Source organism: Streptomyces sp. NBC_00988 (genome assembly GCF_045162645.1).
Classification (GTDB): Bacteria; Actinomycetota; Actinomycetes; order Streptomycetales; family Streptomycetaceae; genus Streptomyces.
In genome coordinates this window covers 11,341,581-11,364,152 of record NZ_CP108730.1, presented here as the reverse complement: position 1 = coordinate 11,364,152, position 22,572 = coordinate 11,341,581, and the positions used below count along the sequence as shown (strand labels likewise).

23 protein-coding genes are annotated in these 22,572 nt (G+C 70.0%); 7 read left to right on the top strand and 16 right to left on the bottom strand.

Going from position 1 to position 22,572, the window contains the following annotated elements:
* Positions 1-51: 51 nt before the first annotated feature.
* Positions 52-1,311, bottom strand: coding sequence for an amidohydrolase family protein (locus tag OG496_RS51180; RefSeq protein ID WP_405975878.1), 1,260 nt, complete (start codon positions 1,309-1,311; stop codon positions 52-54).
* Positions 1,312-1,501: 190 nt separating this feature from the next.
* Between OG496_RS51180 and OG496_RS51175 the strand changes: the two genes are divergently transcribed.
* The gene (locus OG496_RS51175) at positions 1,502-2,980 is read left to right on the top strand and encodes an aldehyde dehydrogenase family protein (protein ID WP_405975877.1); all 1,479 of its coding nucleotides are present in this window, start codon (positions 1,502-1,504) and stop codon (positions 2,978-2,980) included.
* 15 nt (positions 2,981-2,995) lie between these two features.
* Here the strand turns inward: OG496_RS51175 and OG496_RS51170 are convergent, their stop codons facing one another.
* Positions 2,996-4,168, bottom strand: coding sequence for a thiolase family protein (locus OG496_RS51170; protein ID WP_405975876.1), 1,173 nt, complete (start codon positions 4,166-4,168; stop codon positions 2,996-2,998).
* A gap of 141 nt (positions 4,169-4,309) precedes the next feature.
* Here OG496_RS51170 and OG496_RS51165 point away from each other — a divergent pair, with 141 nt between their 5' ends.
* From OG496_RS51165 to OG496_RS51155, 3 genes are read left to right on the top strand one after another with little or no spacing between them, the layout of a single operon-like run.
* Positions 4,310-5,434 (top strand): acyl-CoA dehydrogenase family protein, encoded by a 1,125-nt coding sequence (locus OG496_RS51165; RefSeq protein WP_405975875.1) that lies wholly within the window; start codon positions 4,310-4,312, stop codon positions 5,432-5,434.
* Between the two features lie 23 nt (positions 5,435-5,457).
* Entirely contained in the window at positions 5,458-6,222 is a 765-nt protein-coding gene (locus OG496_RS51160; RefSeq protein ID WP_405975874.1) for an SDR family NAD(P)-dependent oxidoreductase, read from the top strand.
* Between the two features lie 49 nt (positions 6,223-6,271).
* A complete protein-coding gene (locus OG496_RS51155; RefSeq protein ID WP_405975873.1) occupies positions 6,272-7,030 on the top strand; it encodes an SDR family NAD(P)-dependent oxidoreductase in 759 nt (252 codons plus the stop codon).
* A 30-nt stretch (positions 7,031-7,060) separates the two neighbouring features.
* Here the strand turns inward: OG496_RS51155 and OG496_RS51150 are convergent, their stop codons facing one another.
* Positions 7,061-7,726, bottom strand: coding sequence for a TetR/AcrR family transcriptional regulator (locus OG496_RS51150; RefSeq protein WP_405975872.1), 666 nt, complete (start codon positions 7,724-7,726; stop codon positions 7,061-7,063).
* Positions 7,727-7,931: 205 nt separating this feature from the next.
* Here OG496_RS51150 and OG496_RS51145 point away from each other — a divergent pair, with 205 nt between their 5' ends.
* Complete coding sequence (locus OG496_RS51145; protein ID WP_405975871.1) at positions 7,932-9,155, top strand: prolyl oligopeptidase family serine peptidase; 1,224 nt, start codon at positions 7,932-7,934, stop codon at positions 9,153-9,155.
* A gap of 7 nt (positions 9,156-9,162) precedes the next feature.
* On the opposite strand, the gene OG496_RS51140 is transcribed toward OG496_RS51145, so the two are convergent.
* Positions 9,163-9,681, bottom strand: coding sequence for a proline dehydrogenase (locus tag OG496_RS51140; protein ID WP_405975870.1), 519 nt, complete (start codon positions 9,679-9,681; stop codon positions 9,163-9,165).
* A gap of 119 nt (positions 9,682-9,800) precedes the next feature.
* Between OG496_RS51140 and OG496_RS51135 the strand changes: the two genes are divergently transcribed.
* On the top strand, positions 9,801-10,496 hold the full coding sequence (locus OG496_RS51135; RefSeq protein ID WP_405975869.1) for a hypothetical protein: 696 nt from the start codon (positions 9,801-9,803) through the stop codon (positions 10,494-10,496).
* A gap of 193 nt (positions 10,497-10,689) precedes the next feature.
* Here the strand turns inward: OG496_RS51135 and OG496_RS51130 are convergent, their stop codons facing one another.
* From OG496_RS51130 to mftA, 9 genes are all read right to left on the bottom strand, one after another.
* A complete protein-coding gene (locus tag OG496_RS51130) occupies positions 10,690-11,376 on the bottom strand; it encodes a hypothetical protein (RefSeq protein ID WP_405975868.1) in 687 nt (228 codons plus the stop codon).
* A gap of 101 nt (positions 11,377-11,477) precedes the next feature.
* Positions 11,478-11,996, bottom strand: coding sequence for a flavin reductase family protein (locus OG496_RS51125; protein ID WP_405975867.1), 519 nt, complete (start codon positions 11,994-11,996; stop codon positions 11,478-11,480).
* A gap of 40 nt (positions 11,997-12,036) precedes the next feature.
* Entirely contained in the window at positions 12,037-13,218 is a 1,182-nt protein-coding gene (locus tag OG496_RS51120; protein ID WP_405975866.1) for a hydroxylase, read from the bottom strand.
* Positions 13,219-13,338: 120 nt separating this feature from the next.
* Positions 13,339-14,724 (bottom strand): mycofactocin biosynthesis glycosyltransferase MftF, encoded by a 1,386-nt coding sequence (gene mftF, locus OG496_RS51115; RefSeq protein ID WP_405975865.1) that lies wholly within the window; start codon positions 14,722-14,724, stop codon positions 13,339-13,341.
* Entirely contained in the window at positions 14,721-15,482 is a 762-nt protein-coding gene (mftE, locus tag OG496_RS51110) for a mycofactocin biosynthesis peptidyl-dipeptidase MftE (RefSeq protein WP_405975864.1), read from the bottom strand. The genes mftF and mftE overlap by 4 nt, the downstream gene beginning before the upstream one ends.
* Before the next feature lie 5 nt (positions 15,483-15,487).
* Positions 15,488-16,678 carry a pre-mycofactocin synthase MftD gene (gene mftD, locus OG496_RS51105; RefSeq protein ID WP_405975863.1) on the bottom strand — a complete coding sequence of 397 codons (1,191 nt, stop codon included), beginning with the start codon at positions 16,676-16,678 and terminating at the stop codon, positions 15,488-15,490.
* Positions 16,679-16,708: 30 nt separating this feature from the next.
* The gene (mftC, locus tag OG496_RS51100) at positions 16,709-17,923 is read right to left on the bottom strand and encodes a mycofactocin radical SAM maturase (RefSeq protein WP_405975862.1); all 1,215 of its coding nucleotides are present in this window, start codon (positions 17,921-17,923) and stop codon (positions 16,709-16,711) included.
* Complete coding sequence (gene mftB, locus OG496_RS51095; RefSeq protein WP_405975861.1) at positions 17,920-18,195, bottom strand: mycofactocin biosynthesis chaperone MftB; 276 nt, start codon at positions 18,193-18,195, stop codon at positions 17,920-17,922. Before mftB ends, mftC begins: the two co-directional genes overlap by 4 nt.
* A gap of 9 nt (positions 18,196-18,204) precedes the next feature.
* A complete protein-coding gene (gene mftA, locus OG496_RS51090) occupies positions 18,205-18,342 on the bottom strand; it encodes a mycofactocin precursor MftA (protein ID WP_365302456.1) in 138 nt (45 codons plus the stop codon).
* A gap of 135 nt (positions 18,343-18,477) precedes the next feature.
* Between mftA and mftG the strand changes: the two genes are divergently transcribed.
* Positions 18,478-20,022 (top strand): mycofactocin system GMC family oxidoreductase MftG, encoded by a 1,545-nt coding sequence (mftG, locus tag OG496_RS51085; RefSeq protein WP_405975860.1) that lies wholly within the window; start codon positions 18,478-18,480, stop codon positions 20,020-20,022.
* A 6-nt stretch (positions 20,023-20,028) separates the two neighbouring features.
* Here mftG and mftR read toward each other — a convergent pair whose 3' ends face one another.
* The 3 genes from mftR to OG496_RS51070 are packed head-to-tail and all read right to left on the bottom strand — an operon-like array spanning position 20,029 to position 22,572.
* Positions 20,029-20,649, bottom strand: coding sequence for a mycofactocin system transcriptional regulator (mftR, locus tag OG496_RS51080; protein ID WP_405975859.1), 621 nt, complete (start codon positions 20,647-20,649; stop codon positions 20,029-20,031).
* An 8-nt stretch (positions 20,650-20,657) separates the two neighbouring features.
* The gene (locus OG496_RS51075) at positions 20,658-22,046 is read right to left on the bottom strand and encodes a hypothetical protein (RefSeq protein ID WP_405975858.1); all 1,389 of its coding nucleotides are present in this window, start codon (positions 22,044-22,046) and stop codon (positions 20,658-20,660) included.
* A gap of 52 nt (positions 22,047-22,098) precedes the next feature.
* Positions 22,099-22,572 (bottom strand): hypothetical protein, encoded by a 474-nt coding sequence (locus OG496_RS51070; RefSeq protein ID WP_405975857.1) that lies wholly within the window; start codon positions 22,570-22,572, stop codon positions 22,099-22,101.

Genomic DNA, 22,572 nt, shown 5'->3' with positions numbered 1-22,572 from the left:
CCACCCGCCGCTGCCATCGCGTTTCAGTACCCTGAAACGCCGTTTCGCTGGTCAGGCGTTTTCGGTGGCCGGGGCAAGTTTCCGGCTCTTGTCGAAGTGCACGACGTCAGCGAGAGTGCCGCCCAGGATGGCCGCACGGTCCTCGTCGTTGACGCCCTCGAAGTTCTCCGCGACGCACTCCGCACTGCTGCGGAAGGTGCCCTCCGCATGCGGATAGTCATTGCCCCACATCACCGTCGACAGACCGGTGATGTGCCGCGCCTTGACGGCCGTGGGGTCGTCCGCGAACTGCACATGGATCTGCCGCCGCACGTACTCGGTGGGCTTCAGCGGGTAGGGCCACTTGTCGTTGATCGCGAACAGCCGCCCCATGGAAGGCTGTTCACTCGCCGGGTGGTTGTCGTCCCAGAAACCCAGCCACCAGTCCGGATCCTGACCCGTGCCCGTCTTCCACGCCTTGTCCATATAGCCCATGAAGGAGACCAGCCAGCCGGCCGTGTACTCGATCAGGTTGAAATGCAGGTCCGGGAAACGCTCACACACCCCGCCGCCGACCAGGCTGGCGATGATGCCCTGCGGACCCGCCACCCCGGCCCCGGCCGCGAAGCCCATCGTCCGGCCGGCCACCATGTCGTCGGTCAGGTTGCCCTTGCCCATGTTCATGGACGTCATCAGCCCCCGCACGGTCTGCGCCGTCCCCGAGACCTGCTCCTTGACCTTCACCCCACCGGTCGCGACGTGGATGAACACCGGCAGGCCGTGCGCCTGCGCCGCGGCCCAGACCGGGTCGTACTCCCGCGCGTAGTACGGCAACGGCGGGATCTCCGGCAACAGGATCGCCCCCAGCCCCAGCCGCGCGATCCGCTCGATCTCCGCCACCGCCGCGGGAACATCCGTGATCGGGATCGCCGCCGTGGGCCGCAACCGCTCCCTGTAGGGGAGGTAGCGCTCGACGAGGTAGTCGTTCCACACGCGCGCGTGCGCCATCGACAGCTCGTGGTCGTCCGTGAACAGCACGAACAGCGACAGATTCGGGAACATCACCGAGGCGTCCACGCCGTCGAAGTTCATGTCCCGGACGATGTGCTCCGGATCACCGTCCGGCGTCTCCCCACCGGTCTGGCGGTACTTCGAGATCGTCCAGCCGTCGAACCCGATGGTGTGGAGCTTCTTGAACTCCGTGTGCCCACCCGGCACGATCGGCTCGTCCAGCGTGAACTCCTCCTCCCACAGCGCACGCTCACGCAACTGCCTGGGCAGGCGGGTCTTGAACAGATCGACCGGCTCGATGATGTGCGAATCGCCGGACACCACAAATTCCTTGAACACAGGCGGTACCTCTCTTCGAACTCCGTCGTCCGCAGCCAGAAGGCCAACCCCCAGATATCTGTGAAGTTAGCTGTACCGACCGGTCGAGTCAATAAAAGGCGCGCACTCCTGACCCGCCTCTCCTAATTCAGTACACTCAACCTTGGGACACGGCGATGAGGAGACGGCACACATGACGACGACGTACGCGTTCTCTTCCCGGCTCTACATCGACGGACGGCGCACCGACGGAACGTCGGACGCGCGGATCGTCGTACGCAATCCGGCGACGGAGGAGATCCTCACCGAGGTTCCCGACTCCTCGCTCGCGGATGTGCGGCGAGCGGTGGAGGCTGCGCGGCGGGCCTTCGACGAGGGGCCGTGGCCGCGGATGAGGCCCGCCGAGCGGGGCGCGGTCCTGCTGCGCATGGCAGAGGAGTTGGAGCGGCGGCTGCCCGAACTCGTCGCCGTCAACATGGCCGAGGCGGGTTCGGTGCGGGCGCTGGCGGAGAGTCTGCAGACCCGGGTGCCGGTGGCGCATCTGCGGGACATGGCCGAGCGGGTGATCCCGGCCTTCGCGTGGGAGCGTCCGATGGATCCTACGATCGCGCCGGGCATCGGCATCTCCCAAGGGGTGCTGCGGCGCGAGGCGTTCGGGGTGTGCGCGCTGATCTCGGCGTACAACTTCCCCTTCTTCCTCAGCATGATGAAGGTGATCCCCGCGCTCGCCGCGGGCTGCACCGCCGTGCTCAAAGCGGCGCCCCAGACGCCGCTCGACTCGCTGCTGCTCGGCGACTTCGCCGACGCGGCCGGGCTGCCGGCGGGCGTGCTGAACATCGTGACCGGCGACGTCGAGGCCGGCCGGGAGCTGACCACCCACCCGATGGTGGACCTCGTCAGCTTCACGGGCTCGGACACGGTGGGCCGCATGGTGTACGCCCAGGCCGCCGCCTCCATGAAGAAGGTCGTCCTGGAACTCGGCGGCAAGTCCGCCAACATCGTCCGCGCCGACGGCGATCTCGACGGTGCCGTCCGTTCCGCGCTGGCGGGCATGACCACCCATGCGGGGCAGGGTTGTTCGCTGCTGACGCGCACGCTGGTGCACGAGTCGGTCCACGACGAGCTGGTCGACCGGTTGAGCGCGGCCCTGGCCGGTGTCAGGGTCGGCGACCCCGCCGACCCGGCCACCACGATGGGTCCGCTGATCAGCGCGGCCCAGCGGGACAAGGTCGAGAAGCTGATCCAGGTCGGCGAGGAGGAGGGCGCCCGTATCGTCTGCGGCGGCAGGCGCCCGGCCGGTCTCGACAAGGGCTACTTCCTGGAACCCACGCTCCTCGCCGCGGTGGACAACGCGATGACCGTCGCCCGGACGGAGTGCTTCGGACCGGTCGGCGTCGTCATCCCGTTCCGCACCGACGAGGAGGCGGTGCACATCGCCAACGACAGTCCGTACGGACTGGGCGGTGCCGTCTGGAGCGCGGACACGGTGGCCGCGTACGACATGGCGACCCGGCTGCGGACCGGCGGTGTCACGATCAACGGCGGCAGCGCCGGGGTGAACCCCCGGGCCGCCTTCGGGGGTTACAAGCAGAGCGGACTCGGCCGCGAGTGGGGCGAGTTCGGGCTCGACGAGTATCTGCAGACGAAGACGGTGAGCTGGGCGGCGCGCTGAGGCATGTCCCGTGTGTCACGCGGTGAGCACCATCGCCGATCCCATGCCGCCACCCGCGCACATGGCCGCGACCGCCGTCCCTCCCCCGCGCCGCCGCAGCTCGTGCGCGAGCGTGACGATCATGCGCGCGCCGGTGGTGGCGATCGGGTGTCCGAGGCTGCATCCGCTGCCGAAGGGATTGACCCGCTCCGGGTCGAGGTCCAGTTCGCGGGTGGCGGCGACGGCCACGGCGGCGAACGCCTCGTTGACCTCGAACAGGTCGACGTCCTCGATCCGCAGCCCGGCGCGGTCAAGTGCCTTGCGGATGGCGGCGATCGGGGCCAGTCCCGTCTCGACGGGATCGACGCCGACGCTAGCCCACGACCGTACGGTGGCGAGCGGCGCGAGCCCGTGCGCGGCGGCGACCTCGGCGGAGGCGACGACGACCGCGGCCGAACCGTCGTTCACCCCGCTGGAGTTGCCCGCCGTGATGGAGTAGCCGTCGATCTCGGGGTGCAGCACCTTCAGTGCCGCGAGCTTCTCGATGCTGGTGTCGCGCCGAGGGTGCTCGTCGGTGTCGAACACGGACTTCGTCCCATCCCGGTCGATGACCTCGACCGGGACGATCTCGTCGGCGAACCGTCCTCCGTCGATCGCCCGCACGGCCCGCTGGTGCGAGCGCAGCGCCCAACTGTCCATCTCCTGCCGGGAGATGCCGGTCAGCCGGGCCGCGTTCCAGCCGACGAGGGTGGCCATGTCGTCGTTGGGCGCCTCACGGGTCGGAACGTGCGAGGGCGACATCCAGGGGTCCTGCCAGTCGTCGGTACCCGGAATCCGGCGCCGGGCCACCGGCGCGGTCGACGAGGACTGCGTTCCGCCCGCGACGACCACGCGGTCCATTCCGGCGCGTACGCCCGCAGCGGCGGTCGCCACGCTCGACAGTCCGGAGGCGCAGTGCCGGTTGTGTGCCAGGCCCGGCACATGGGTCAGCCCCGCTTCGAGTGCCGCGTAGCGGGCGATGTCCCCGCCGCCGGCCAGGGTCTCGCCGAGGACGACGTCGTCGATCAGGTCGAGTGGCACCCCGGAGCGTCGCACCGCCTCGCGTACGACGACGGTGGCGAGGTCGAAGGCGCTGGTGTCACGCAGCGTTCCCCTCCGGGCGGTACCGATCGCGGTGCGGCAGGCGGCGAGCAGAACGGCATCAGTCATGTAATTGATGATACTCAACTCGCCGCATGGCACGGAAGAACGCCCAGAAGCGCCCCAGGATCTCGACCGATCCCCTAAAAGAGGATACCTTCTTCGTGCCGTGGATCTGCCGTCGATCTGCCGTGGAACGGGTGGTGGCTGGTGAACTTCGAGCTCAGCGAGGAGCAGGCCATGCTGCGCGGGGCCTCGCGCGACCTGCTGTCCGACCGGGCCCCGATCGCCCTCGTCCGAGCGTCGATGGACGGCGCCGAGGACATCGACCCCGAACTCTGGCGGCTGACCTCCGACCTCGGCTGGCCCGGTCTCGCCCTGCCCGAGGAGTACGGCGGGTCCGGCCAGGGGCTGGTCGAACTCGCCCTGGTCGCCGAGGAGATCGGACGCGCGCTCGGCCGGGGCCCGTTCCTGCCGACGGCGCTCGTCGGCCGGGCGATCGCCTACGGCGGTTCCGAGCGGCTGCGCGGCGAGGTGCTGCCCTCGCTCGCCGCCGGAGACGGCTGGGCCACCTGGGCCTTCGCCGAACCGCACGCACCCTGGACCCTCGACGAGATCCACGCGACCGCCCGTACGGACGGGGACGAGGCCGTCCTGGACGGCGTCAAGACCGTGGTGCAGGATGCCGGCGGCGCCCGCTGGCTGCTGGTCACCGCACGCCACGTGGGCGAACCGGCATCCTTCCTCGTCGACCGCGCGGCCCGCGGTGTCACCGTCCGGCGTCAGCGCGTCCTGGATGCGACCCGCGCGTTCCACGAGGTCCGCCTGGACGCCGTACGCGTTCCGCTCGACGCCCGTCTCGACGGCGGGCCGGCCGACATCCAGGCCCTGCTCGACGAGGCGTCCGTCCTGCGGTGCGCCGACGCGCTCGGCGTGATGGAGCGCATGCTGGAACTGACCGTGGAACACACCACGAGCCGGGTGCAGTTCGGGCGGCCGATCGGAAGTTTCCAGGCCGTCAAGCACGCCTGCGCCGACATGGCACTGCTCGTGCACGGCACCCGTGCCGCGACGTACCACGCGGCGATGGCCGCCGATGCCGGCACCGAAGACGCCGCCCGCGCGGCCTGTGCCGCCGCCTCCTACGCCACGGCCGGTACCGGTGAAGTCGCCGCCAGGGCACTGCAGTTGCACGGCGGCATCGGTTTCACCTGGGAGCACGACCTCCACCTCTACCTGCGCCGGGCCAGGGCCGACCGGGTACTCCACGGGGACACGGCCGTCCACCGCGACCGGCTCTGCACCCTCCTCCAGCGGTCTTCCGCGTCCGCCTGAGCCGAGCGAAAGGGAATCGACCGATGGAGATCAAGGGCAAGAAGGCCGTGGTGTTCGGCGGTGCTTCCGGAATGGGGCGCGCCAGCGCCGAGTTGCTCGCGGCGCGCGGCGCCGACGTCGTCGTACTCGATCGTCCGGCGTCGGCCGGTGCCGAGGTCGCGGCGGCGTTGGGCGGGCGTTTCGAGCCGGTCGACGTCACCGACTTCGAGGCGACGGAGAGCGCGCTGGCCACCGCCGTCGAATCGCTCGGCGGACTGCACGTCTCGATCACGACTGCGGGCGGCGGTACGGCGAAGCGGACGCTCGGCAGGAACGGGCCGCACGACCTCGACACCTTCCGCCGGGTCCTCGACCTCAACACCGTCGCGACCTTCAACGTCAGCCGGCTCGCCGCCGCGCACATGAGCCGCAACGAGCCCGAGGACCCGGACGGCGAGCGCGGCGTCATCATCAACACGTCGTCGATCGCCGCCTTCGAGGGGCAGGTCGGCCAGGTCGCCTACGGGGCCGCCAAGGCCGCCATCGCCGGGATGTGTCTCACCATGGCACGCGATCTCGGCTCACTCGGCATCCGCGTCCTGGCCATCGCGCCCAGTCTGTTCGACACGGGCGCCGTCGAGAAGATCCCGGACGAGGCGCGGGCGGTCCTGGTCAGGGACGCGGCGTTCCCCAAACGCCTGGGCCGCCCCGAGGAGTACGCGAAGCTCGCGCTCGCCATCGTCGACAACCCGATGCTGAACGGCCAGTGCCTGCGGCTCGACGCGGGACAGCGGTTCGGGCCCAAGTGACCGGTGCGGGGCGCCGGTTGGAACCAGGACGACGACGGGAGCATCCGTAATGCCGGAACAGGACGAGCACCACGGCAAGGTCGCGTTCATCACCGGGGGCGGGCGCGGGTTCGGCAAGGCGTTCGGTGCGGCTCTGTCGGCGCGGGGTGCGCACGTCGTGCTCGCGGACATCGACGGAGCCGCGGCGGAGGCGGCCGCCGCCGAACTCACCGCCGCGGGCGGCAGCGTGACGGGGGTGGCCTGTGACGTCGCCGACGAGGCCGCGGTCGAAGCGGTCATCGGCGAGGTCGCCGAACGGCACGGCGGCCTGGACATCCTGGTCAACAACGCGGGCCTGCACGCCGCTTACAACCGGCCGTTCACAGAACTCGGCCTCGCCAACGTACGGCGCGTGCTCGACGTGAACGTGATGGGCGTCGTCATCTGCTCCCTCGCGGCACACAAAGCCATGCAGGGCCGCGCCGGTGCCGCCATCGTCAACATCTCCTCGTCGGCGGCCTACGCGAACCGCAGCATCTACGGCGTCTCCAAACTCGCCGTACGCGGACTGACCGTGTCCTTCGCGCGCGAGTTCGCCGCCGACGGCATCCGCGTCAACGCGATCGCCCCGGGCCTGATCTTCACCGACACGGTCCGGGCCGAACTGTCCGAGGCCGAGGCTCAGCGGGTGCTGGGCGAGCAGATCCTCCAACGGGAGGGCGAGGAACGGGACATCGTCGAGGCGCTGTTGTATCTGCTCTCGTCGAGGGCTTCGTTCATCACGGGTGAGACGTTGCGGGTGACGGGCGGGTTCGCGCTCTCGGTCTAGCGCCATAGGACGCGTTCGCGCCGACCGGCCTCAGGGACGGGGCGGCTTCTCCCCTGCGGGATCCGCGGCCACTCCGATACCGCGGAACTCCGGGACGGGAGGCAGCAGTTCCGTCCCGTCGGGCTGGGTGCGCATGCCGTCCAGCAGCAGGCGCAGGTAGCGGCGCCACAGGTCGGGCTCTCCGGTCTGGTCGGTGACCGCGGCCACCATCAGCTGGATCATCGGGAGATCCAGGGGCTCGACGTCGGGGCGCAGCGCTCCCTGCTCCTTGGCGCGCTCGATCAGCGGATCGACCAGGGGCTTGATCCGCCGGTCGACGAGAGCGTGCCGCTGGGCCGCCTTGCCGGTGCCGAGCATGACCTCGCGCAACCCCCGGTCGTGCGCCTGGAGTTCGCACACCTTCTCCAGGCTGGACGCCAGTCCGTGCCACGGGTCGGGATCGGCGGCGGCCTCCCGGGCGGACGCCTCGACCTGGTCGATCATGTCCTCGAAGACCGCGTCGACCAGCTCCTCCTTGTTGGAGAAGTGCCGGTAGGCCGTCCCCACTCCGAGTCCCGCGTGGCGGGCGACGTCGTCGAGGGTCGCGGCCAGGCCCCGGTCGCGGAACACCTCGCGGGCGGCGGTCATCAGGCGGCGGCGGTTCAGCTCGGCATCGCGCCGCAGCGGCGGTCTGCCGGGTTCAGCGAGCTCCGCCATACCAGTCGTCACGCCTTCCGGATGATGCCGAATCGTCCAGCTCATCGTACCGGCGCGAGCTGGGCACCCCTTGATCAGGTTCGACCCGGCGTGATCACCCCCAGAACCTAAACGGAGACGCTATCTCCGTTTGATGTTACGGTGGCAGAGCCAAACCGGAGATGTGGTCTCCGATTACCACCTCGTGTCAGCGGGAGAAGAAGACATGGACATGCACGAAGAGAAGGCAACGCCTCAAGGGAAGGCGCGGGCAGGCTGGTGGAGGGGCGGCGCGGCCGTCACGGTCACCATCGCCGCGGGGCTGGCCCTGGTCGCCTGCTCCTCGGGCGGCACAAGCTCGGCCGGCGGTACCTCCAGTCCCAGCGCGAAGACGGCCGCCTGCCCCACGGGCGCGACCACCACCGGGGCCGGTGCCGGAGCCCCCGCAGGGACGCCCACCGGGATGCCGTCGGGCAACGCGGGAGGCATCGCCGTGGCCAAGACCATCAAGAAGTCGGACACCAGCACCAGCACGGTGATCGATCCCAAGGGTGCGCAGATCCGGTGTGCCACCTCCGGGATCACCACCACGCACGACATCACGTACGCCTCGCCGACCACCGATGGCAGGAAGAGCGACCTGAAGCTGGACATCCAGGTGCCCACGTCCACATCGGGCAAGAAGCCCCTGGTCATCTACCTGACCGGCGGCGGCTTCGTCATGGCGGACCGCACCGCCAACCTGAATCAGCGCACCTATGTGGCCGACCAAGGTTACGTCGTGGCCAGCATCCAGTACCGCACCACCAAGGACGGCGCTACGTACAAGGACGCCGTCGCCGATGTGAAGTCCGCGATCCGGTACCTCCGCGCCAACGCGGACAAGTACTCCATCGACGCCGACCAGGTCGCCGTGTGGGGGCAGTCCGCGGGCGGCTACCTGGCGGCGATGACCGGCGCCACCAACGGGGAGAAGTCCTTCGACGTCGGTGACAACCTGGACCAGAGCAGTCAAGTGCAGGGCGTGGTCGACGAGTTCGGCCCGGCGGACCTCTCCGAGCTCGCGGCCGACTACGACACGGCGGCCCAGAAGGCCAACTACGCGGCGGGCAACAGCGCCGCCCAGTGGGTCTACGGCCCCGGCACCAAGAAGTCGGTCGCGAACCGCACCAGCGAGGTCGCGGCCGCCGACCCGGCCACCCACATCAGCTCCAGGACCGCGCCCTTCGTCATCTTCCACGGCAGCGCCGACAACCTGGTCTCACCCAGCGAAACCCTGAACCTCCACACGGCACTGCGCGCCAAGGGCATCGACAGCACCCGCTACGTCCTCACCGGCGCCGGCCACGGCGACCTGTCCTTCACCGGCGACACCTCGGCCTCCCTGCCCTGGTCCACCCAGGAGACGATGGGCCACATCGTCGACTTCCTGGGCCAGCAACTCAAGTAGCCGAGGTTCAGGCGGCGTTGCCGATGACAGCGCGGGCCGCGAGCCGGAAGGCCCTGACTTCCTGGTAGAGGATCCGCTCCCGCTCGGCGGCAAGGGTCACGTCCTCGGCTTTGCGAGTGACGTCCCCGGCGCGAGCGTTGTCGGCCATCCGCCGCATGACTTCGGAGAGCCCACTGGAGGCGTCGGCGACTCGCTCAGTGACTTTCACCAGGGAGACCGGTCCTTCGAGGATCACGACGTCGGCGGCGCGATGGACCTCGCGGGCAAGGGCGATGAAGCGACGTATCTTCTCATCGACATCGAGCAGTTCGGGTTCGTCCGGACGCAATGTGTCGAGTACGGCGTCCATGGCGATGTCGCGGTCATGGAGCGCGCTGAGGTAACTGGCGTAGGCATCACGGCGATGCTGACGACGCCACTGATCATTCTGCGCCCGTGTCTGTGTCCGACCGCTCACGATCGCGGCACCGAGAGTGGCGACAGAGCCGACGGCGGCGCCCAGCAGCGCGGCGAGTCCTGCGTCCATCCGCCCAGTCTGCCGTTGCCGAATACCGTCCGGAAACCGGTCACGGTTCGTCACGCAGCGTGCGGCCGGGCCTCCGTGCCTGACACAGTGTCCCTTCATCCACACATCAGGGGCGTACCGTGTCCAACTCCGTATTTACGCCACCAGGTCAGCCGTCATGGGCCGCCGGATCACATCCGCAGAGGAAGCGTGACTGGAAGCTCCTGGGTGGAGTCACCGCGGGCATTCTCGTCATCGGCGGTCTCGGCACCGCCTGCCACAACACCACTGGTGCAGGCGGTGGTTCGACCGCCACCGCCACCAACACGGGCAGCGACGCCAACACCGGCGGCAGGACCAAGACCGTTCCCGACTTCGTCGGCATGGGTCTTCAGTCCGCGCAGGACACCGCCCAGAAGCAGGGTTTCTACAGCCTCAAGTCCCATGACTCGCTCGGCCGTGACCGCCACCAGATCCTCGACCGGGACTGGAAGGTCTGCTCCCAGAACGTGAAGGCCGGTACGACCACGTCCACGGACACCCGACTCGACTTCGGCGCGGTGAAGTCGGACGAGACCTGCCCGGCGAAGGACCAGTCGGCGCCTGCGTCGGCCGGCGGAACCATGCCGGACTTCAAGGGGAAGTCGGTGAACACCGCCCGCGACGCGCTCCGCTCCAGTACGTCGATCACGGTCAAGGACGCCTCCGGTAAAGGGCGTTACGTACTCCTGGAGTCGAACTGGCAGGTGTGCTCGGAGAAGCCGCCCGCCGGGACTAAGCTGAGTGGGCAGCCGGTGGAGTTCTCCGCGGTGAAGTTCGGGGAGTCCTGCCCATAGCGGCACCTGTCGCGGCGCCGGGCGATGGTCAACGGCTCGCCGACAGGGCTGTCGTCCTACCGCACCGCGGAAACCACGCCGATGCCCATAAGCGGCACGGCAGTTGCCTGAATGGGCCGCCGGCTCCTCGACCCAACCGGCCATCCCACGTTCCGTATCGTCGGCTCCCGCGGGCTCCGCTGACGGCGGGCCGCTAGGTGCTCGCCAGTTCGGAGGGTGCCGCTGCCTCCGCCGCCTCCTCCTCTTCGGATTTCACGGCGCGCAGCAGCACGATCGGCGTGGCGATCTTCCAGATGAAGTACACCGCCGTGGGAAGCATGTTCGCGAGAAGTCCGTTCCAGGCGAACGGGCCGGTCTTCGTGAGGAAGACGAAGGCACCCGGGATGAGCAGAACTCCGAGCACCAGATTGAGATAGCCGAACCAGCGGGGGAAAACCGGCTTGGCACGGTTGTCGACGAGTGCCGCGTAACCGATCGACCAGACCTGGAGGACGAATATGCAGGCGTTGCCCACCAGCATCAGCCAGTAGATGTCCGACATCGCGTAGAGCACGTCGGGCGAGTGGCTCTCCGGTCGATAGGCCGCCGCGGCGAGTATCGCGATCGGGAAGAAGAAGCCGATCGGTGCGACGACGCCGGTGAGGAGCTGGACCATGGACAGCAGACCCCACCCGCCCTCGATACGGCGCATCTGCATGCTGGTCACGACGACGAACGGGTACTCGAACGGGACCACGAGGACCATGATCGCGGCGCAGGCGAGGATCCCGGTCTGGTGGTCGGTGAGGAATTCGACAACGCCCTGTGCATTCGTCGTCGGGTCCATCGGCGTGATGAGATGGCCGACGGAGAAAGCGACGGCGAACCCCAGCAACAGCACAAATCCGCACCATGCGGATATGCGTTCCAATCTGAAGTGCAGGTCTTGTCGCATCAACGGATCTCCTTTGATCTCGCGATCGCGCGGCTCACTTCGTTCCGCTACCAGCCGACGAGCCTGTCCAGCAGCAGCGTCGTGCTCGACAGATAGTCGCCGTAACCACCGCGGAAGAAGAGCAGTGGGGTCTTCATCGACTCGACGCGGAGGGTGCGGACGCGGCCGACGACGAGTTGGTGGTCGCCGAGTCCGACGATTTTCTCGACCGTGCAGTCGACCCACGCGACGATTCCGTCCAGGACGGGATTGCCGAGCGGGGATTCCTGCCAGTCGGCGCCCTCGAAGCGATTCGGCCCGCCGGCCATCTGCCGGGAAAGGCGTTCCTGATTGCCGGCGAGCGCGTTGGCGCAGAACCGCCCCGCCGTCCGGATCGTCGGCAGGGTGCTGGAGGAACCGTCCACCAGGAAGGACACCAGCGGCGGTTCCAGGGAGACGGACATGAAGGTTCCGACGATCATTCCCCGGGGTTGCCGGTCGGCGTCCGTCGTGGTGACGGCGACCACGCTCGTGGGGAAGTGCCCCAGCACCTCACGGAAAGAGCGCCCCTCGACCGCGTCCGTCACGGTCCCTCCTTGTTCTCCCGTGTTCATTCTTGACGGGCCGTCAGATCAGGACGCGCATCGCCTCGGGCAGCTCAAGTCCCATCTGAGCCAGCGCGTTGGCGTGGTACGCGGATCCGGGGACGTGGATCATGTGCTGGAGTCCCACGTGTGCGTCCCGCCAGAACCGCTGCATCGGGTTGTCGCGTCGGATCGCGTTGCCGCCGGACCGCACGAAGATCTCGTCCAGGGCGTTGACGGCGCGCCACGCGCAACGGACCTGGTTCCGGCGGACGTTCGACCGATCCTCGATGGACACGGGTTTTCCGGCCTCGACCTGGTCGTACAACCGGCTGATGCCGTCGATCAGTTGGACCCGTGAGGCGGCGATCTCCGCGGCGGCCTCTCCGGCGGCGTACAGCACATAGGGGTCGTCGCGTACCTGGACCCCGGTCACGGCGACCCGGTCGCGCTGCTGGGACAGATGGAGGGCCAGCGCGCCCTCGCAGATGCCGATGACCGCGGCGGTGATCCCGAGGGGGAACATGGAACTGAAGGGCAACTTGTAGAGGGTGTCGGTGAGTCCGACCGCCTCGGCGGCGCTGCCCTCCTGGACCGCCTCCTGCTTGATGGTGCGGTAGGCGGGGATGAACGCCTTGTCGACGACGACGTCCTTGCTGCCGGTGCCCGCCAGGCCGATCACGTCCCAGGTGCCGTCGATGATCTCGTAGTCCGAGCGCGGCAGTACGACATGGAGCACGGAGATCGGCCCGGCCGGCCTGCCCTTGCCGTCGCCGACGAGCGCGCCGAGGAAGTCCCAGTCGCAGTGGTCGCTTCCGGAGGAGAAGGGCCAGCGTCCGCTGAGGACGTATCCGCCGTCCACGGGGTCGGCGATGCCGTTCGGCATGTACGGCGAGGCGATCCAGGTGTCCGGGTTCTCGTCCCACACCTCGTGCGCGAGCCGGGGGTCCAACTGGGCCAGTTCCCACGGGTGTACGCCGACCACACCGCACACCCAGCCCGCGGCCCCGTCGTGCCGTGCTACGGCCATCACCGCTTCCGCGAAGTCCCGGGGGTGGGCGCTGTGGCCGCCGAACTCCTTGGGCTGCAGGAGTCGGATCACGCCTGCCGTGCGGAGCAGTTCGACGGTCCGGTCGCTCAACTTGCCCAGATTCTCGTTCTCTTCGGCGAGTGCGGCCAGTTCGGACCCGAGATCCTCGACACGGTTGACCACTTCATGCGTCACGCCGGACACCTCCTGCTGAGCGATACCGAGCAAGTGCCGCACACGCGCGGCGGGATGATCCCAGTGTCATTTCCTCGCCGACCACCCGCTGAGCGCTTCCCGCTGACCGGGACCGAGGAATCAGCGGGTGATACGGGGCAGCAGGGCAGCGATGGAACGGCCCTTGAGAGCGGACAGCCACACGCCGGCCCCGTAGGCGAGGTCGTCGAGGCGGCGCGCGACGCCGTAGCGGACCGGGTCGAGAGGGACCCGGTCATGCCGGTACTCAAGGGCGATGTCGGCCAGCGCGGCCACCGCCGCCGCCCTGCGCACGCGGCGGGACGTCACGCAGCCCATGACCGTGAGCGGCCACCAGTGGCGGTTGAACAGGGCCGAGGTCTGGGCCAGAGTGGCCAGCGCCCCGTTGGCCGTGAGCCGCGCGGCCAGCCGGCGCGGGTGCTGGATGCCGTCCATTTTCCGGCCGATCCTCAGGGTGACGCCCACGAGGACAGCCCCCGCGATGGGCACCGACCACCTGCGCTGGGCGAGCAGCGCGGTGAGGAGTGCCACGCTCCAGGGGGCGAACACGACCGGGGCGATGAACCGCGGGTGGCGTTCGGCGAGGGGCTGCGCGCCGGTGCCGTAGACGGCCTTGCGCAGCAGCCAGTCGGCGAGCCGCGCCCGGTGTTCGTGTGCCGCCTCGGCGGTCGGCTCGTAGCGCAGCCGCCTGCCCTGTTCGATCAGCCGCCAGCACAGGTCGACGTCCTCGCCGACCCGCATCCGCTCGTCGAAGCCGTCCTTCAGGGCGTCCACCCGCGCGACGACGCAGGCCGAGGACGCCCACGAGACGGGGCTGCCGGGTCGTACTCCGGCCGGATGAGCACCCAGGTCGAGGGAGGAGCGGGCGTTCTCGTACCGTTCGACCCAGGTCGGAGCGGGCGAGGGCAGCCCGGTGATGCGGGGTACGGCCATGGCGACGGCCGGGTCGGCGAAGTGCCGGAGGAGGGCGGGCACGGTGTCGGGGGCGAGCACGATGTCGGAGTCGGCGAACACCACGAAGGGGGTCGTGACGAGCCGGAGTCCGGCGTTGCGGGCGCCGGCCGGTCCGAGGTTCTTGGTGAGGGCGACCAGCGTGGCTCCGTGTTCCGCTGCGACAGCGGCGACGGCCTTCGGGTGCCGTGACGCGTCGTCGACCACGATCACGGGGTGGTCGCCGCCAACACTGCCGAGCAGGCGGGCGAGTTGGCGTGGCCGGTCACGGACCGGTACGACGACCGTGTAGCGGGGGTCGGCGGGCGGGGGCAGCGAGGCGACGACCGGATGGGCCATGCCGAGGTCCAGCAGCCGGTCCGCGAGAAGCGAGCTCGCCGCGTCCCGCACCGGCAACGTCCGCCCGGTGAGGAGCCGTTGGGCCCGCGGGGTCAGCCGGATCAGCCGGGTCGGGAAGCCGCCGACGAGGGCCCGGCCGCCGTCGACGATCCGGGTGTGCCGGTCGAGTTCGACCAGGAAGCCGACGGGCAGCGTCATGGCCGCATCACCTGCTGGTCCAACTCCTCTGACATGGGCGGATGTTCGGGCTCGGTGAGGCGGCCCCGGTCGTCCACGGTCCAGGCGGTGATCCGGCGGACCGCGGCCGACACCATCGCGTCCGTCGCCCTGCGTCCCTCCGCCGCCGAGGCGCCGGCCGGGTCGCCGAGGACGCCGGAGGGGGAGACGGCGCGGACCCCGTGGGTCATCAGCTCCGGGAGGAGTGCGGCCAGCGGCCGGGTGTCACCGGCGACCGCCGCGTCCAACCGCACCTGATCCGGGGTGAGATGGAGCATCACCGAGGTCTCGGTACGCCCGGCGTGCGCGTCACCTCTGGGGACCGTGCAGCCGGTCCAGGCCACGTCGTGGCCTTCGGTGCGCAGCAGGCGTACGGCGGTGTCGAGGGTGGCGGTGTTGCCGCCGTGGCCGTTGACCAGGACGATCCGTCCGGCCCACAGCGCCAGCGAGCGCACGGCCTCCACCAGCACCATGCGCAGCGCTTCGTGACCGATCGAGACGGTTCCGGGGAAGCCCGCGTGCTCGCCGCTGGCGCCGTAGGGAAGGGGCGGTGCAACCAGCGTCCCGGGGACGGCAGTTGCCGCTCGCCGCGCGACGGCCTCGGCGATGACACTGTCCGTGTCGAGCGGCAGGTGCCGGCCGTGCTGTTCGGTGGACCCGATCGGCAGCAGGACCAGCACGTCGGACGGAACGTCCGGCCAGGCGGTGTGGGCGAGTTCGGTCGCCGGGTCGTTTCGCACCGTGCTCAGGCAGCCGGGGCGTCGCGGCCCAGGAGGAGGGGGAAGCCTGGGGGTACGACCAGGTCGTCGGGCGTCAACTCGTGGACGGAGGAGTGCCCGAGGCCCAGCACCGCCGAGTCGAGACCACTGCGGAGGATGTCCAGGACGTTCTCGACGCCGGCCTGTCCGTTCGCCGCCAGGCCCCACAGATAGGCGCGCCCGATCAGGACGGCGCGGGCACCCAGCGCGAGGGCCTTGGCCACGTCTCCGCCCCGCCGCACACCGCCGTCGAGGAGGACTTCGATCTGCGCGCCGACCGCGTCCGCTATCGCCGGGAGCACCCGGATGGTGGCGGGGGTGGTGTCGAGGTTGTTGCCGCCGTGGTTGGAGACGGACAGGGCGGACACTCCGGCGTCGACGGCCCGCTTGGCGTCGTCGACACGGGTGACTCCCTTGAGCAGGAAGGGCCCTCCCCACTCCTTGCGCAGCCACGCCACGTCCTCCCAGGTCGGGGGTGTGGTCTGCATCCACTCGCCGTAGGCGCCGAAGAAGGTGGGGGCCTCGCCGCCCGGGGGCCGCAGGTTGGGGACCGAAAGGTCGGGCAGGCGGCGGGACTTGGCGAACCGGAGCAGCCAACCGGGGTGGGGCAGCACGTCGGGCGCGAACCTCAGCATGGTCTTCAGGTCGAGCTTGTCCGGGATGGCAGGGCTCCCCCAGTCCCGGCCGTGGGAGAAGGACCAGTCAAGGGTGACGATGAGCGCCTTCGCACCGGCCGCCCTGGCCCGGTCCATGCGCTGCGTCATCGTCGCCCGCGTGCCGCTCCAGTACAGCTGGTAGAAGAAGTCCGGCTGAGCGGCGGCGACTTCCTCAACCGGCTTGCTGGCAAAGGAACTCAGGCCCATGACGACACCCCTGCTAGCCGCCGCCCGGGCGACGGCGACCTCGCCCTCGGGGTCCACGGCCTGCACACCTGTCGGCGAGATGAGCACCGGGAGCGAGGTGGGTACCCCGAGCACGGTCGTGGACAGGTCGCGCTCCGCGTGGTGGCCAACAACCCTGGGTGCGAAGCCCAGTTCGGCGAACGCGGCCGTATTGGCGTCGATCGTACGGCCGCGCTCCGAGCCCGCGACGAGCGCTCCGTACACCGTGCTCGGCAGGCGTTTCCTCGCCCGGCGCTGTGCTTCGGCGACCGTCTCGAACCAGGGGTTCCTGCCCATGTGCCGCGTCCCTTCGTCTGAGCTCTTCCGCTACGGCCGGCCGAGGCGCAGTCCGGCCAAGGGGTCCTCGGCGCACTCGCTGACCGGGGGCTGTTCCAGGTCCCGGCGTCGGGTGAGGACGAGGTCCACAGGTCGTCGCCTGGAGTGGTCGGCGGACGGCTTGGGGAGGTCCGCACCGTCCTTGGCGCGCTTGGCGAGCTGCTGTTCGCCGTACCCCTGCACGCACTCGGGGTCGGGGCCGTCCAAGGGCAGTCCGGTGAAGAACTTGGCGGCCATGCAGCCGCCCTTGCAGGTGTCGTAGAACGCGCAGGACGCGCAAGCTCCGCCGTGCTGCGGGGTGCGCAGTCGCGCGAACAGTTCCGAGCCGCGCCACACCTCGGTGAAGCCGCCGGGTGCGCGGACGGTGCCGGCGAGGAACTCGTCGTGGATGGCGAAGGGGCAGGCGTAGACGTCGCCGACCGGGTCGATCAGGCAGACGACACGTCCGGCACCGCACAGGTTGAGGCCGGGGAGCGATTCGCCGTAGGCGGAGAGGTGGAAGAAGGAGTCTCCGGTCAGGACGTTGTCACCGTGGGCCAACAGCCAGTCGTACAGCTCGCGTTGCTGTGCCGCGGTCGGGTGGAGGTCGTCCCAGACGTCGGCTCCGCGGCCCGAGGGGCGCAGCCGGGTCAGACGGAGCTGGGCGCCGTAGCGGTCGGCGAGGTCCTTGAACTCGTCCAGTTGGGGGATGTTGTGGCGGGTGCAGACCACGGAGAGCTTGAAGTTCCGCATGTCGGCGGCGGCGAGGTTCTCCATCGCCCGCAGCGCCGTCGCGTACGAACCGGCGCCGCGTACCGCGTCGTTGACGTCGGCGGTCGCGCCGTCGAGGGAGATCTGGACGTCCACGTAGTCGTTGCCGGCGAGTCGGCGAGCCGCCTCGGGCGTGATGCGGACGCCGTTGGTGGAGAACTTCACGCCGATGTGATGGGCGGTGGCGTAGTCGAGGAGTTCCCAGAAGTCGGCGCGGACGGTGGGCTCTCCGCCGCCGATGTTGACGTAGAAGACCTGCATGGCCTCCAACTCGTCGATGACCGCCTTGGCTTCGGCGGTGGTCAGCTCGCGCGGGTCGCGGCGGCCGGAGCTGGAGAGGCAGTGGGTGCAGGCCAGGTTGCAGGCGTAGGTCAGTTCCCAGGTGAGGCAGATCGGCGCGTCGAGTCCGGACTCGAAGAGGTCGACCAGCCGTGTGGTGCCGGCTGTGGCGGTCATGGGGTCCTTCCGACGAGCATCGACGACTCGGCGAGTGCGGCCAACGCGTTGCCGTAGCGCGGCAGTTCGGCCTCCTCGACGCCGGCCGCCAGGCAGGCGTCGCGGGCCGTGGGGGCGTCCGCGAGGGACTCGACGACGGCGAGCAGTCGGCGGTCCTTGAGGAACGTCAGTCTGCGGGTCCCGAAGTGGTAGAGGAGCGCACCGAACGGTTCCGGCCGCACCGAGACCTGGGGGTGCAGACCGAGGGCGCGGTCGAGGGCCGGCGCGGTCACGCGGGCGGCCTAGTAGACACCGCACATGCCGTCGATGGAGATCTCTTCGATGAGGTCGTCGGCCTCGATCAACTGCTGTTCCGTGACGGGCTCTTCGGCCTGGTTCTCGTTGGCCGGGACGGTCGGTGGGGACTGGAGCTCGTTCATGCGACTCTCCCTGGGCATCCGGCTGGGTATCCGGGCGACTGCGCGGTCGACAGTAATGGCACCCCGTGCCGAAAGTGAAGAGGGAGACGCCATGATTCTTTCGACCGATCGGTCTACGCCAGTTCCGGGGCCCGATTGAGGCGCCCGGACGTCATCGTCGTCGGTGCGGGAGGCAGCGGCGCGCCGCTGGCCGCACGGCTCAGCGAGGACTCCGACCGCAGCGTGCTGGTGCTGGAGGCAGGTCCCGCGCCACGTCAACAGGCGGCCTTCACGAGGGAGTTGCTGGACGCGCGCATGGTCCCGGGCGCGCGGCCCGGGCACCCCGCCGTCCAGCCGTACGCGGTCCGCCTCACGTCGCGTCGGCCGTACACGGTCGTCCGGGGGCGCATTCTCGGTGGGTCGACCACGGTCAACGGCGGCTACTTCGTGCGGGCTCGGCGCGAGGACTTCGAGCGCTGGTCGGCCGTGGGGGGCACCGCCTGGTCGTACGACGGGGTGCTTCCTTTGCTGCGCTCGCTGGAGTCCGATCTCGACCACGGCGCCGACGAGGTGCACGGGGGCGGGGGCCCGGTGCGGATCCGGCGGGCGGGTGAACGGCACCCTGCCGCTGTGGCATTCCGGTCGGCCGCCCGGGAGTTGGGGTATCCCAAGGAGCCCGACAAGAACGCCCAGGGCGCTCCCGGGTTCGGGCCGGTGCCGTCCAACTCCGTGGACGGGATACGCGTCAACACCGGCGTCAGCTATCTGCTGGGCGCACTCGATCGCCCCAACCTCACCGTGGAGGGCGGCAGTTCGGTGACCGGAGTCGTCGTCGAGCGAGGCCGGGCGACCGGCGTGGTCGTCGAGCGTGGCGGGTGCCGTACGACTCTGGAGTGCGGTGAGGTCGTGCTGTGCGCCGGGGCGTTCCGCTCCCCCCAGCTGCTGCATCTGTCGGGCATCGGACCGGGCGACGAGTTGGAGCGCCTGGGCATTCCGGTGGCCGTGAACTCCCCTGCCGTAGGTGCCCGGTTCGGCGACCATCCGCAGCTGGTGCTGGAGTGGCGGCCGCGGCGGCCGATGCCCGAACCCGTGGACTCCTGGCTCGGCGGCTGCCTCCACCTGTCCTCGTCGGACGGCGGCCACCCCGGCGATCTGGAGATCCTCCAGTCGCTCGTCCCCATGGCGGGCCTGGTCGGCGGAACGGTGACCGTGCCCGGCGCACCGCTCGCGTTCCTGGCGTCCGTCCAGTCGCCCCGGCTCAGCGGCCGGCTGCGCACGTGTTCCGTGGACGCGGCCACTCCTCCGAGGATCGACTACGGCTATCTGGAGACCGCCGAGGACCGCCGCCGCCTGCGCGAAGTCGCCCGCGCCACGGCCGCGTTGACCGCCACCGACGCGTTCGAGGAGGTGTCCCGGGGGCTCGTGGAGCCGGGACCGGAGGTGCTGGCGGACGACCGGATGCTCGACCGCTGGGTCGAGGCGCACCTCGGCACCTCGCACCACACCTGCGGCACGGTGCCCATGGGCCCCGCCGGCGATCCGGGGGCGGCCGTCGACCACTACGGGCGCGTGCACGGCATCGTCGGGCTGCGCGTCGCGGACACGTCGATCCTGCCGACTCCGCCGTTGCGCGGCCCGGCGGCCACCGCCGTCCTCGTCGGCGAGCTCGTCGCCGACGCCATGCGACGTGACCTGCCGTGACCCGGTTCAGGGAAGGGGCGGGGCCGGGCCGTCGAAGCCGGCCGCGAGCTGGCGCAGGCCCTGGTCCAACAGGTCGCCCAGGACCGCCTGTTCGTCCGCCAGCCAGTGTTCGTACGCGGCGACGCACGCGGCGAGGACGGTGTGACCGATCAACCGGGGCAGCAGGTCTGAGGACGCCCTGCCCGTGCGCCGTGCGGCGAACTCCGTGACCAGGGTCCGCCACGAGGCGTAGCGCACGGTCGAGTCGGCCTGCAGCGTCGGGACCCGCAGGATGAGCGCCATGCGCTGCCGGTGCCAGGGCACCGCCGCCGGGTCGAAGCGATTGAACTCGACGACCGCGCCACGCAGCGCGTCCATCATCGGGACGGCCGCGTCGGCCGCCGCCAACAGGCCGTCGAGCTTGACCAGTTCGGCCTCGAAGTCGCCCCACACCAGGTCGTTCTTGGAGGCGAAGTAGCGGAAGAAGGTACGGCGGCCGATGCCTGCCGCGGTGGCGATGTCATCGACGGTCGTCCGGTCGAACCCCTGCCGTGCGAACAGCTCGAAGCCCACCTGCTCCAGTGCGGCCCGCGAGGTCGCGGGCGGTCGGCCCGTCCTGGTCTGTCGCTGTCCGTTCTCACCGTCCACAGCGCACATCATGCACAAGCGTCCATCACGATGCCCGCCGCCGCTCTCATCCGGGGCTTGCGCAGATCGAGGACGGGGCTCGGGTTCGAGAGGCCGTGGGAGGCCAGCAGGTTCATCAGGGCCCAGACAGTGTCGGGGCGTTCCCTCAGAGGGAGTTCACGGCCGTCCGGGGTGATGACCTTGGCCGCGGTGATCCCCGCGAGGAGGCTGGTGCGGGCCCAGTCCACGTCGTACGAGAGGCCGTCGGGGCTGACGGTGAGGACGACCTCCTTGGTGCGGTGGAGGATCGTGAGGTAGTCCATCGGTACCGTCAGTCGCCGGGCGGCGTCGAACGGGGGTGTGCCGTCGGCCGGTTGGATGCGCAGGACCGTGTCGAGGACGGGGCCGTGGTCCTGGAAGGTGGTCCGTGCGCGCATCTCCAGGAAGCGGCCACGCACCAGAACACCGCCTCGACGCGACCAGCGTCGGCCGACCGATCCGAACGCGGCCTTCTCGCCCGGGAGTTGGTCGGCGAGCCAGCGCGCCTCCTCACCCGGTTCGCTCACCGGTGCCTCCTCCTCGGGGACGGCGCGGTCCCGGTCGGCCAGGGCGGCGTAGCGTGCGGCCGTGTGCGGGTCCAGGCGCCGGAGGTCGACCGTGTCACCGGTCATGGCGATACCTCCGACCTCCCGGGATATCCGCATCTGCTGGAGCTGGCGGCCAACTCGCCGTGTCACGTGGGACGTTCGCCCTTCGAGGTCGATCACCCGGTAGGTCCTCGTGCCGGAGAGCAGGTTGCTGCGCGGCCAGTGGGGGGTGACCGTCCGCTGAGCCCCCGGAGCGGCCGGGGCGCCGACGAGGACGACCAGACGTCCCGCCGTGATCGCCGAGAGGCACAGGGACGGCACCCGCCACTCCCCCTCCACCTCGAACCCGGCAGTCCCATCGGCCTCTTCGGTCCCCTCGGCGTGGTGCACCCGCAGCCTGAGCCTGATCAGCGGCGTGAACTCGTCGGGCGTGTAGTTGCCGTAGTGGGTCGTGAAGGTCGACTCGCCGTCGGGGTTGTACCGGGCCAGTGACGCCTCCAGTACGTCCGCCCGCACCAACTGCGCCTGCGCCGAGCCCTGTTCGGACCGGGGCGCCCACATCACGAAGGTGTCGTCCGGGCATCGGTGGCTCACGCCCTTCACCCGGTTCCTGCGCGTGATCCGGGGAAATTCCTGGCGGGTGGCGGTGATCGCCAGGACGGGGATCATGACCGTGCCGACCAGCCCCACGGCGAACATGATCGCCGGCCAGTCCCAGCCGGGGTACTCGCTCCAGGCCGAGTACCCGACGAGGAGGAAGAACGGGGCCGCCGAGCAGCAGACCGCGATGAACACCAGATTGCCCACGAACACACCCGTATGACTGCGCATTTGTCACTCCTCCTCCATGCGGTCGCTCTATGCACTGGCTCTCCGTACTCGCTCACAACTCGACACGGAACCGCCCGCCCGACGCGTCCACCACGGCCGCGAGCCGACGGCCGACACGCAGGCCGGGATGGTACGTACGTCTCCAGGTCGCCTCGAAAGTCCGCAGCTCCGGCCCGCTGACGCGCAGACCGACCTCGACGCCGGAACTCTCGCCGTCCCAGTCGAAGTCGGTCAGGTCGGTGATCTCGGCGATCGCCGGGACCCCGACAGCGTCGAGCCGCCGGCTCTCCTCCCGGCCGACGGCCGTGTTGCCCCAGAACCCCAGGCCCACGGGAACGAAGACCACCGTGAACACGGCGCCCATGACCATGAGGTCCGCGCCGGTGAAGACCGCGAGGCCGAGCATGACCGGGCCGCACAGGACCATCACGGCGGAGATGGCGTACAGGAACGCGGCATCCCCCGGGCCGACTTGATCGATCGGCGCCATCCGCACCTGCTCGGGACGGACTCCGTCGTCGGTCAT